Origin of the sequence: Archangium sp. (assembly GCF_036389735.1) — a bacterium.
In the GTDB taxonomy this organism is placed as follows: Bacteria; Myxococcota; Myxococcia; order Myxococcales; family Myxococcaceae; genus Archangium.
This window is the reverse complement of record NZ_DASVWK010001051.1, coordinates 1-11,901: the sequence shown is the minus strand read 5'-3', so window position 1 is coordinate 11,901 and position 11,901 is coordinate 1. Positions and strand designations below refer to the sequence as shown.

7 protein-coding genes and 1 pseudogene are annotated in these 11,901 nt (G+C 72.2%); 5 read left to right on the top strand and 3 right to left on the bottom strand.

Annotated elements, in window-relative coordinates:
- Positions 1-363: pseudogene (locus VF794_RS37545) on the bottom strand (hypothetical protein); the annotation flags it as partial.
- A 320-nt stretch (positions 364-683) separates the two neighbouring features.
- On the opposite strand from VF794_RS37545, the gene VF794_RS37540 reads away from it, so the two are divergent.
- Entirely contained in the window at positions 684-3,821 is a 3,138-nt protein-coding gene (locus tag VF794_RS37540; protein ID WP_331118136.1) for an ATP-binding protein, read from the top strand.
- Between the two features lie 15 nt (positions 3,822-3,836).
- On the opposite strand, the gene VF794_RS37535 is transcribed toward VF794_RS37540, so the two are convergent.
- Positions 3,837-6,539: a M1 family metallopeptidase gene (locus VF794_RS37535; RefSeq protein WP_331118134.1), complete on the bottom strand. Its 2,703-nt coding sequence runs from the start codon at positions 6,537-6,539 to the stop codon at positions 3,837-3,839.
- A 218-nt stretch (positions 6,540-6,757) separates the two neighbouring features.
- The gene (locus VF794_RS37530; protein WP_331118132.1) at positions 6,758-7,675 is read right to left on the bottom strand and encodes a ChaN family lipoprotein; all 918 of its coding nucleotides are present in this window, start codon (positions 7,673-7,675) and stop codon (positions 6,758-6,760) included.
- A gap of 253 nt (positions 7,676-7,928) precedes the next feature.
- On the opposite strand from VF794_RS37530, the gene VF794_RS37525 reads away from it, so the two are divergent.
- From VF794_RS37525 to VF794_RS37510, 4 genes are all read left to right on the top strand, one after another.
- The gene (locus VF794_RS37525) at positions 7,929-9,077 is read left to right on the top strand and encodes an alanine--glyoxylate aminotransferase family protein (protein ID WP_331118138.1); all 1,149 of its coding nucleotides are present in this window, start codon (positions 7,929-7,931) and stop codon (positions 9,075-9,077) included.
- Between the two features lie 157 nt (positions 9,078-9,234).
- On the top strand, positions 9,235-10,659 hold the full coding sequence (locus VF794_RS37520) for a sensor histidine kinase (RefSeq protein WP_331118130.1): 1,425 nt from the start codon (positions 9,235-9,237) through the stop codon (positions 10,657-10,659).
- Positions 10,656-11,114 (top strand): response regulator, encoded by a 459-nt coding sequence (locus VF794_RS37515; protein ID WP_331118128.1) that lies wholly within the window; start codon positions 10,656-10,658, stop codon positions 11,112-11,114. Before VF794_RS37520 ends, VF794_RS37515 begins: the two co-directional genes overlap by 4 nt.
- On the top strand, positions 11,111-11,901 hold a 791-nt coding region (locus VF794_RS37510), incomplete at its 3' end, for a response regulator (protein WP_331118126.1). The genes VF794_RS37515 and VF794_RS37510, both read left to right, overlap by 4 nt.

The window sequence follows — 11,901 nt, the reverse complement described above, 5'->3', positions numbered from 1 at the left end:
CTGCTCGAGTTCGGTCGCGGGAGCACCGCCGGCCCAGCCCGGTGCCAGCCCCAGCGCACCCTGCCACACATACGTCTGATCCTCTCCCTCGTAAGCGCGGAACTCCCCCTGGGGCACGGCGCACTGGACCATGTAGTGCATGACCATGTTGGCCGTGGTCGGGTCCTCCCGGAACCAGGTGGTGAAGGCCTCGCTGTTCAACCCGTTGAAGGCCAGGCCATTCGTGGCGAGCCCGTTGAAGGCCAGTCCGTTGTTGCCGGAGCGCTGAGTGGCGTCGCTGTCCTCGTCCGCGGGACTCCAGGCCACGGTGAGGAGCAGCAGGGCGGCGAGGCACGTGCGCCGAAGCGACGGAACCATTCTCATGGGCTTCCTCCTAGGCATTGAGGAAATGAAGCTGATGTCTTTCCGTTCCTCCGGGTATGGGGTGGCTGTCCTTATCTTGCTGGACTGTTGCTCATGGACCCTTGCCGTGTGGCGCGGCGGACATCCCTCGGCGCCCTGGGCTTCCCTCCGACGTGTCGTGTGCCCAGAGCGGATGTCGCACCACGCTGTCCGATCGTGGGCCCTGCGCGAATGGCTCCGTGCGCTGGTGCACGGATCGGCAACGTGGGTGGCGCCGCGCCTCGGCTCAAGACCCATCATGTTCCAAGGAGAGGGAGCGGGTGATGGGGAGCGTCCTCCGAATGTTCGCACCGGGAAGCACCAACGAACTCTCCGGTGGCGGAGGCTCCACGTGGCGTTCATCCGCCCCGAGCGTGAGGGCGCCGTCCGGCCAGGTGGCGCTCGTCTTCACGGACGTGCAGGGCTCCACCCAGCTGTGGGAGCGGTGCAGCTCGGGCATGCGGGGGGCGTTGGACGTCCACGACCAGGTGATGCGCGCCCTGCTGGCGGGGGTGGACGGCTACGAGGTGAAGACCCAGGGCGACTCCTTCATGGTGGCCTTCGCCTCGGCCGTGGAGGCGGTGCGCTGGTGCCTGGAGGTACAGGAGGCGCTGGTGCGAGCGCCCTGGCCGGAGGAGCTCCTCTCGCAAGAGGACGCGGCGGTGGAGCAGGGCGCACGGGGGCCGTTGCACCGGGGCCTGCGGGTCCGCATGGGCGTACATGTGGGCGAGCCCGAGTGCCGCATCGACGAGCGGACGGGCCGGGCCGACTACTTCGGGCGGATGGTGAACGTGGCGGCGCGCGTGGCGGCCGCGGGCCACGGCGGGCAGCTGCTGGTGAGCGGCGAGGCCTGGGCGCGGGTGCGTGGCGAACTGGAGTCGCTGGGCCGGCCCGTGACGCGCTCCCTGGGCGAGTTCCACCTCAAGGGGCTCGAGGATGCCGTCACGCTGGTGGAGGTGTTGCCCGCCACGCTGGCCGAGCGGCGGTTCGAGGCGCCCCGGGTGCCGCGCGCGCGGCGGGGCAATGTCCCCAGTGAGACGGGGGAGTTCATCGGGAGGCGGGAGGAGCTGGGGCTGCTGCGACGCTGCTTCGACGAGGGCGCGCGGCTCGTCACCCTGCTGGGCCCCGGGGGCCTGGGGCAGAGCCGGCTGGCCACCAGCTTCGGCAACCTCCAGCTCGACGTGGGGAGCTGGGCGGGCGGGGCGTGGATGTGCGAGCTGACGGAGGCGTCCACGGTGGACGACATCTGTCACGCCGTCGGTCAGTCCCTGGGCGTCGCCCTGACGCGCGAGGGCGAGGAGCGGGATCCCGCGGAGCGGCTGGGCCGGGTGCTGGCGGGGCGCGGGGACGTGCTGCTCATCCTCGACAACGTGGAGCACGTGGTGCACCACATGCCGGCGACGCTCGACCGCTGGCATGGGCTGGCGCCCCAGGCCCGCTTCCTCGTCACCTCGCGCGAGGCGCTCCACCTCCCCGAGGAGCACGTCATCGACCTGGAGCCGCTGCGGGTGCCCGAGGAGGGCGAGACGCTCCTGGAGCCGCTGGTGCGCTCGGACGCGGTGCGCCTGTTCGTCCAGCGGGCCCGGGCGGTGCGGGGGAACTTCGAGCTGACGGCCGAGGAGGCCCCCCTGGTGGCGGACATCGTTCGCAAGCTGGATGGAATTCCCCTGGCCATCGAGCTCGCGGCGGCCCGGACGAACATGCTGGGGGTGAGTCAGATCCACCAGCGACTGTCCCGGCGCTTCGAGTTGCTGCGCGGGGGGCGGCGTGACGGCTCGGCCCGGCAGAACACGCTGTGGGGGGCCATCGACTGGTCCTGGGCGCTGCTGGAGCCCGCCGAGCGGGCGGCCCTGGCGCAGTGCTCGGTGTTCCGGGGCGGCTTCTCCCTGGAGGCGGCCGAGGCGGTGCTGATGTTCCCTCCCGGTGGGCCGGACGTACTGGAGATCCTCCACTCGCTGCGCTCCAAGTCCCTGCTGCGGGCCTACGCGCCGGATGGGCTGTCCGGGGAGCTGCGCCTGGGCATGTACGAGAGCATCCGGCAGTACGCCTCCTCGCGGCTGGCGGAGCGGGGCGAGGGGGCGATGCTGGCGGCGCGTCACGCGGACTGCTACCTCGCGCAGGCCCGGCGGCTGAGCGCGCGGATGCGGGGCGAGGGCGGAGAGCTGGCCTTCCGCCGGCTCGCGCTGGAGCGGGAGAACCTGCTGGCGGCCTGTGACAACTCGCTGGCGGTGGCGCCCGCCACGGCGAGCGCGCTGGAGCGGGCGCTGGGCGTGCTGGTGGCGCTGGAGCCGGACGTGACGGCCCGGGGCCCCGTGGGCATCACGCTGTCGCGGCTGGACAAGGCGCTGGAGCTGTCGGCCACCGTCGAGGTGGAGCCGCTGTTGCGCGCCGAGGCGCTCGCGGTGCGGGGCCGGGCACACCATGGGGCGGGCCAGCTCGCCGCGGCGCGGAAGGACCTGGAGGAGGCGCGGAAGGCCTTCCAGACGTCGGGCCCGGTGGACCGGGAGAAGCGCGTCCTGCTGGACCTGTGCATCGTGGCCCGCGACGAGGGAGACATGGGCACGGCCTGGGAGCTGGTGCAGGCGGCCCAGGAGCTGCCCTCGGCGGGGGACCGGTGGCTGGATGCGTACGCGGTGGGCAACCTCGGCATCCTGGAGCTGGTGCGGCACGGGGCCGGCGCGGCCCTGGCCCCGCTGCGCACCGCGCTGGAGCTGTTCCGGGCGGTGGGGGACGTGGCCTTCGAGGTGGGCTTCCTCACCAACTACGCGATGGCGCTGGGGGAGGCGGGGGGCACGGCGGAGGCGGTGCACCTGCTGGAGGAGGCCCTGGAGAAGGCCTCGCGCGTGGGAGACCTGGCGGGGCAGACGCTGGCGCGGGTGAACCTGGGTTGCTTCCTGCTGGACGCGGGCCGGGTCGTGGAGGCGCGCGAGCACCTGGAGGCCACGGTGCGCATGGGCCGGCGGTTGGGCATGCGCATCCTGGAGGGCGTCTCGCTGGGGGAGCTCGGCCGGGCCCTGGTGGCGCTCGGGTCGCTGGAGGCGGCGCGCGCCTGCCTGTCGGAGTCCGTGGCCGTCCTCGCCCGGGTGTCGCGCTGGCACGCGTTGCGCTTCACCACGCACCTGGCCGCGGTGCGAGGAGCGCTGGGAGACCTCCCGGCCGCTCGCGAGGGCTTCGACTCCCTGGAGGCGACACCGGAGCTGCGGGACGATCCCATGCTGCGCGAGCTCACCTCCTTGCTGCGCGCCTCGCTGGAACTGGCGGAGGTCTCGAGGGCCTCGCCCGGGAGCGAGGAGGCGAGGCGGGCACTGGAGTCGGCGAGGCGGCGCGTGGAGCGGGCGAGGAATGCTCCGGCGGAGGCGGCCTCGTCGGACCTGCGCGAGGCGCTCCGGGTTCTGGAGCGCTGCGTGCTGACGCAGGGCGGGTGCTCCTCGCGGGCGTGAGGCGCCCCGGGAGGCTCAGCGCCGCGTGCGCAGGAACTCGAGCACACCGGGCTGGTGGCGGCGGTCCGACTCGATGCACAGCCGGATGGACTCCAGGGCCCGGGCGAGCGCGCGAGGCCCTCCCTCGATGCGCTCCGCCAAGGGCGTCAGCACGGCCTCCGCCTCGGCGCGCTGCGTCTCGTCGCAGAGGTCTCCGGCCATCTCGATGAGCCAGCCCAGTTCGTCGGAGCGCAGCTTGCTGGCGAGCTTGTCGAAGTTGCGCAGGTAGAAGTCCCAGGCCAGGGCGCGTGTCTCGGGGGAGTAGAAGGCCGTATAGAGGATGCCGGTGGTGTCGCGCATGTCGAACTCCTCCCCGCCCACCAGCGCGAGGGCCTCCTTCACGAGCGCCGGGTCGCGGAAGCCGCCGAGCGTGGCGAGCAGTCGGGAGCGCTCGTAGCGGTCCTTGGACGCGCGGGCCTGGGCGAGCACGGTGTTGAAGAGGGCGCGGTCTCCACCGCGGGCGGCCACCTGGAGGGCCGTCCAGGCCACCTCCGGGCTCACGGACTTGCGGTCCACGAGCCACGAGCGCGCGAGCCGGGCGCCCTCCTGGAGCAGTTCCGGATCCTCTCCGCCGAGGGCCGCGCGCGCGAGCAGCAGGGCGCGCGTCTGTTTCAGCTCATCCGGCTCGCCGGGCTGGGGCGTCCACCCCAGGGCGCGGGCGCGCGGGGCGTAGAGCTCACGCATCCAGGCCCGGTAGCGCGCGCGGTCGGCCTCGGGGAGCCGCTCCAGGCGGAGCGAGGCGAGCACCTGGGTGCCACGCTGGAGGATGAGCCGGTGGGGGTCCGAGGCGGTGGAGGGGATGAGCTTCATCGCCTCGCCGAGCGGCACGTCGCCCCGGTCCACGGCGGCCTTCACGTCCGAGAGGAAGGTGAGCCGCTCCGCCGTCGTCAGTGTGCCGGAGGGGACGGAGAGGAGCCCGGCGAGCTGCTCGCGCGAGTAGCTCGCCCGGTAGTAGCCGGTGCCGCCCGCGTTGAGGAGGAGCCACGAGGGGCAGCCCTGGAAGGGCAGCGCCAGCTCGTCGGCGGAGGCGGTGAGGAGGGTGCAGGCGCGGGTGGTGGCCTTGCCCTTGCCGACGCGCACGCACACGGGGATGTCCCAGGTATGCGAGGTGGAGCCGGTGGAGCCGGCGGGGAAGTAGCGCTCCTGCGAGAGCTTCAGCCGCGGCGCCGCGCCGGCCTTGCACTGGAGCTCGGCGGAGACGCGGGGGACGCCCGGCTGGTCGATGTAGCCCCGGAAGACGCGGGCCGCGTCGGGCCCGAGGGACTCGCCGATCGTGACGAGGAAGTCCTCGGAGGTGACCACGCCCCAGGGGTGCTTGCGCACGTGGGCGCGCAGGGCGTCGCGCAGGCGCTCCTCTCCGAGCCAGCCCGCGAACATGGTGAGGAGCGCGGCGCCCTTGTCATAGGTGGTGCCGCCGTCGAAGGAGCCGACGATGTCATCGTTGGTGGTGATGGGCTTGCGGACGGGGGGCGAGGTGGTGAGCGAGTCCGTCTCGAGGGCGTAGGAGGCGGAGGTGGCGCTCGCGTCCAGCGCGTAGTCCCAGGCGGGCTCGAAGCGGTCGGTGAGGTGGTGGTCGAGCCAGGTGGTGAGGGCCTCGTTGAGCCAGATGTCGTCCCACCACCGGGAGGTGACGACGTTGCCGAACCAGTAGTGGGCCAGCTCGTGGAGGGCGATGTTGACGTAGGACTTGCGGCGCTGGAGCGTCTCCTCGCCCGGGGGGATGAGGGTGAGGGGCTGGCCGAGCGCGACGATGCCGGGGTGCTCCATGGTGCCCCAGAAGCGGGGAACCACGGCCACGTCGAGCTTCTCGTAGGGGTACGTCTGGTCGAAGAAGTCCTCCAGCAGAGAGACGAGGCGGGGGGTGACCTGGGCGGCGTAGGCCGTCTCGGCGCCCCGGCCGCGGGGGACGATGAAGCGCAGGGGGACGCGGGCGCGCCCGATGGGGCCGCCGTCCACGAGGTCGAAGGGGCCCACCACGAAGGCCACGAGATAGCTGGGCATGGGGCGGCTCTCGGCGAAGGTGACGCGCTTGAGCCCGCCGGACAGCGGCTCCTCGGAGACGATGGCGTGGTTGGCGAGCGCCACGTGCTCCTGCTTCACGGTGAAGCGCAACCGCCAGGGCACCTTGAAGCCCGGCTCGTCGAAGCACGGGAAGGCGCGCCGCGCGTCGATGGGCTGGAAGAAGGTATAGAGGTAGGGCTCGCCCCCTTCCTCCACCGCGTAGAGGCCCTGGCTGCGCGCACGGTCGGCGCGGCCGGTGAAGGAGAGGGTGAGCTGGGCCTGACCGGGAGCGAGCGCCTCGGGCAGCAGCAGGCCCAGGCGCCCCTGATGGGCGGTGGAGACCCGGGCCTCCAGCGTGCGGCCGGAGGTGAGGACGAGGGCCTGCGTCACCTGGAGGTCCTGCGCATGCAGCCACACCTGACGCACGGGCTCGCGGACCTCCACGTCGATGGTGACGGTGCCGGAGTAGGTGGGCTCGGCGGGGAGGAGCTTCAGGTCCAGCGCGTAGCGCACCGGGCGCACCGAGTCCGGCAGGCGCAGCTCGGGAGGCTCGGGCTCGGGCCACTCCTGGGCGGCGGCCACGGGCGCGGGCGCCTCGGGGGCCACCGAAGGGGCCTCGGGAGCATGGGCACAGCGGAGGGAGGCGAGGGTGAGGAGGGAGAGGAGAAGCCAGCGCATGGAGCGCGAGGCTAGGAGAAGGGGTGCGTCCGAGTGAAGAAGCCGTTTTTAATCTTGTGCTCTACCCCTGAGCTATCTCCCGGTGAGGCGAGTCGGGAGAGCCGGATTCGAACCGGCGACACCAAGAATCCATTGGCTTGTAGGGCCTCTTCGGCCGGACGTTTCAAAGCGGTGTGTCTATACCCTGAAGGACGCGGCACCCGGCGGGACCTGACACGCTATTTTCCGGGGGATTTCTGGAACGTGGCGCACGGGTCCTCCCGCTCGGCGGCGGGGGTGAACCAGACATGGTCGTAGGGCAGCGTCCCGGCGCTGTCGGGGGAGGCGTAGTCGCGAGGCTCACGGGCCTCGGGGGAGACCTCGAGGAAGGCCAGGGCGCGCACCGGAAGGTCGGGAGCACGCCGGGCGAGCTGCGCCGGGACGCCGCGGTCGGTGCGTGCATGGCCGGCGCCGGTGATGAGGAGGGCGCCCTCCTCCGAGGCGGTGGCCAGCAGCCGGTCGGCCATCTGCGCATCCCGCGCCCGCTGGCCGAGCACCATGGGCTCGAGCATCGACTCGGGGAGGTGGCCGCAGTGGGACTCGTGCATCTCCGTGCGCATGGCGCGGGCGACGTCCTCGGGCAGCGGGGTGTCGAGCCCGAGCCGGGACCGGGTCTCCTGCGAGAGGGCCTCGGGGCCTCGCATGACGAGCTCCTTCACCTGGGAGCGCGGGAGGTTGGCGCCGATGATGCGCAGGCCCCGCTCGGTGCCCACGGCGAAGATGGGGCGGTAGAGGGACCAGTCGGGCCAGCCGCTCCGCTCCCACGCCACCGCCTGGGCGAGGGCGTCCGGATCCTTCGGAGCGCGAGCGAGTGACTCGTCCACGGTGGGCTGCTGGGACACGTCGAGCATCTCGAAGGCGAGCACGGGCTTGCGACCGGAGTCGGTGAGGCGCCGCACGAGCTCGGCCTGGAGCCGGTGGTGGTCGGCGTTGTCGTGGCGCTCGCCGAGCATCACGAAGCGCGCACGGGAGAGGTCCGCCAGCAGCGCGGACTCGTCGAGCCACTGGCCTCGCCGCACGTCCCAGATTCTTCCCACCAGGGGATGGTCGCGGTGCAGCGTGCTCCGCCACGCCTCCGTCTGGGAGGGGGGGGGCATCTCGCGCCTCGATGAGGAGGACGAGGCGCAACCACAGGCGAGCAGGAGGACGAGACAGACACGGAGAGAGGGAGGAAAGCTCATTCGGTGAGGCAGTCCGGCACGTCCGCACCGGAGGCGCCACGGTCCGATGACACGGGCGCTCAGCGGCCAACATCCAGAGAATCCTTCCTGGAGTGAGGGGCCGGGCTACGCTACGCCCGCTGACCGTCAACCCAGAGAGAGGATTCCCGTGAGCGAGCGAGACCTGCTGATGATTCCCGGCCCGGTGGAGTTCGACCCGGAGGTGATGCGGGCCCTGGGCGCGAAGACGTACAGCCACGTGGCGCCCGAGTTCATCACCGTGTTCGGCCGGGCGCTGAAGCGGTTGCGCGAGGTGTGCCTGGCGCCCTCGGCGCAGCCCTTCGTGGTGTCGGGCAGCGGCACGCTGGCCATGGAGCTGGCGGTGGCCAACCTGGTGGAGGCGGGCGAGCGCGCGCTGGTGGTGAACACGGGGTACTTCAGCGACCGGATGGCCACGCTGTTGGAGCGCCACGGGGCGGAGGTGGTGCAGGTGCGCTGCGCACCGGGCGAGGCGCCGGACGTGGCGGCGGTGGAGTCGGCGCTGGGGAGTGGACGCTTCAAGGTGATGACGGTGACGCACGTGGACACCAGCACGGGGGTGCTGGCGCCGGTGGAGCCCCTGGTGAAGGCGGCGGCCCGGCACGGGGTGCTGTCGGTGGTGGACGGGGTGTGCGCCACGGCGGGGGAGACGTTCCACCAGGACGCGTGGGGCGCGGACGTGTACCTGACGGCGAGCCAGAAGGCGATTGGCGTCCCGCCGGGGCTGGCGCTGCTCACGGTGAGCCCGCGTGCGATGGCGGCGTGGCGCGCTCGCCGGACGCCGGTGCGCTCGCTGTACGCGGACTTCGGCGAGTGGCTGCCCATCATGGAGGCGTACGAGGCGGGCCGGCCCTCCTACTTCGCCACGCCGGCGGTGAATCTGGTGTGCGCGCTGGACGTGAGCCTGGGACAGATCGTGCGCGAGGGAATGGAAGCGCGCTTCGCCCGACACCGGCGCATGGCCCAGGCCTTCCGGGCGGGGTGGCGCGCGCTGGGTCTGCGGACGCTGCCCGTGTCCGAGTCCGTGACGGCGCACACGCTCAGCGCCCTCTACTACCCGGAGGGAGTGGACGCGGGGGTGCTGGCGCGGGTGCGAGAGCAGGGGGTCGTGCTCGCCGGGGGCCTGCACCCCGAGCTCAAGACGCGCTACTTCCGGGTGGGCCACATGAACGTGGTGGGCCCCAGCGATGTGCTGGCCTCGGTGGGCGCGGTGGAGCGGGCGCTCGCGGCGGCGGGTTACCGGGCGGAACCGGGAGTCGCGGTGGCCGCCGCGCAGACGGAGCTGCTCAAGGCGCGATGACGGCGGAATTCCAGCTCCGCGCGTGTCTCCTCCCGTCCCGTCCCGCTCCAGGCAGGCCGCCGTCTCTCCTCGCTTCATGGGAACGCTCGACATAGGTTGAACGGCTTCGCTTCGTCCCCAACCTTCACGGGGAGTCCCTTCACCCTGCGTCCGTGTGATGCCCCTGTCCGACCCCAGTCGCTTCCGGCGTCTGTTGCTGCGCGCCATCTTCCTGCCGGTGGTGCTGCTGCTCGCGCTCACGACCCTCCTCATGTGGGAGGTGGGCGACCTGCTCGAGGTCCAGGAGATGGCGCGAAGCTCCCAGGTGACGCTCACCCGGGTGGAGCGGGTCCGGCAACTCTTCATCGACCGGGAGACGGGCGTGCGCGGCTTCCTCCTCACCGGCGACCCCGTCTTCCTGGAGCCCTACCTGGCCGCCGAGGAACAATTGTCCCATGCCCTCGATGAGCTGGAAGGGGGCCTGGCGGGCGAGCCCCGGCAACTCGCCCGGGTCATGGAGCTGCGCGAGCGTTGGCGGGACTGGGAGAACGTGGCCGCGGAGGAACTCTCGCTCTTCCGGCAACGGGGAGATTGGCTCTCGGTCGTGCGCTCCGGCGCTGGCAAGTCCCGCATGGATGCGCTGCGTGCCACCCTGGATGCCATCGCCCGCGAGGAGCGCGAGCGCGCCTCCCACCAGGCGGCCGTCGCCGAGCGGGGGGCCCGCTCCGTGCTCATCGGCGGCATGCTGTGGGCGCTCGTCGTGGGCGTGTTGCTCGCCTGGCTCAGCCGGCGCCAGCTCCTCTCCCTGGCTCGGGATTACGAGGCCAGCCTGTCCCAGGTGCACGCCCAGGCGGATGCCCTGCGCGCCAGCGAGGCCCGACTGGAGGTGCGCGTGGCCCAGCGCACCTCCGAGCTCTCCGCCGCCAATCGCGAGCTGGAGTCCTTCAGCTACTCCGTCTCCCATGACCTGCGCGCGCCCCTGCGCGCCATCGATGGCTTCTCCCAGGCGCTGCGCGAGGACGAGGGCAAGCACCTGTCCGCCGACGGGCTCCAGCTCATCGATCGGCTCCAGGCGGCCGCCACGCGCATGGGTCACCTCATCGATGACCTGTTGCAGCTCTCCCGCGTCACCCGCGCCGAGCTGCACCGCGAGCCGGTGGACCTCAGCGCGCTGGTCACCTCCGTGGTCGACGACTTGCGCCAGCGCGAGCCCGGGCGCGACGTGTCGGTCTCGCTCCAGCCCGGCCTCACCACCCGGGGGGACCCGCGTTTGCTCCGGGTGATGATGGAGAACCTCCTGGGCAACGCCTGGAAGTTCACCAGCAAGCGCTCCGGCGCCCACATCGAGTTCTTCGCGGAGACGCGCGACGGAAGGACTCATTACGCTGTGCGCGACAACGGGGTGGGGTTCGACATGGCGTACGCGGGCAAGCTCTTCAGCCCCTTCCAGCGGCTGCACAGGGCCAACGACTTTCCGGGCACGGGCATCGGGCTGGCCACGGTGCAGCGCATCGTCCACCGCCATGGTGGCGACATCCAGGTCGAGGCCACCCTGGGGGGCGGCGCCACCTTCCGTTTCACCCTGCAGGAGTCGCTCTCATGACCAGCTCGCGCTCCATCCTCCTCGTGGAGGACAACCCCGACGACGTGGATCTCACCCGGCGTGCCTTCCAGCGCGCGGGCCTCACCCAGCCCTTGGACGTGGTGGAGGACGGCGTGGAGGCACTCGACTACCTCTTCGCGCGGGGGGCGTATACCACCCGGGCTGGCGCGCCCCTGCCCGCCCTGGTGCTGTTGGACCTCAAGCTGCCGCGCCTGGACGGACACGAGGTGCTGCGGCAGATCCGCGCCCACCCGCACACCCGCTTCCTCCCCGTGGTCATCCTCACCTCGTCGGACGAGGAGAAGGACCTGGTGGAGAGCTACAGCCAGGGCTGCAACAGCTACGTGCGCAAGCCGGTGAGCTACACCGAGTTCGTCGAGGCGGCGCGGCAGCTCGGCGTCTACTGGCTGGTGCTCAACCGCTCGCCGCCCCCGGCGCCGGGGGTGCCTGGATGACGGTGCTTCTGCGCGTCCTGATGGTGGAGGACAACCCGGACGACCAGATGCTGGTGGAGCGGGAGCTGCGCCGGGGCGACTTCGAGGTGCACACCCACCGGGTGCAGACGGCCGAGGAGCTGCGCCAGGCCCTGGCGAGCGGAAGCTGGGACATCATCCTCTCCGACTACTCTCTGCCCGGCTTCGACGCCCCGACGGCGCTCGCCGTGCTGCGAGACAGCGGCCAGGACATCCCCCTCATCGTCGTCTCCGGCAGCGTGGGCGAGTGGGAGGGCGTGGAGGTGATGAAGGCCGGGGCCCGCGACTACTTTCCCAAGACGATCCTCACCCGGCTGCCGGCCGCGGTGGCGCGCGAGCTGGAGGAGGCCCGTCTTCGCCACGAGCGCACCCGCGCCGAGCGGGACCGGGCGCTGCTGGCGCGCGCCGGCGAGGTGCTGGCCCTCTCGCTGGACTTCCAGGAGACGTTGGACCAGGTGGTGCGCTTGGTGGTGCCGGAGCTGGCGGACTGGGGGGCCGTCTATATCTCCGAGGAGGGAAGGAGCCTCCGGGTGGCGGCGCTGGCGCACCAGGACCCGGCGCAGGTGGCGTGGGGCCTCGAGTCGGATCGCCTCTATCCGCTGGACCCGGACGCGCCCTCGGGTCCGGCGCGGGTGTGGCGCACCCGTGAGTCGCAGCTGGTGCCGGACGTGCCCTCGGCCCGGCTGGAGGTGCTGGCGCGCTCGCCTGACCACCTGCGCCGGATGCTCGCCCTGGGGCTGCGCTCCGTCATCCACGTGCCCCTGGTGGG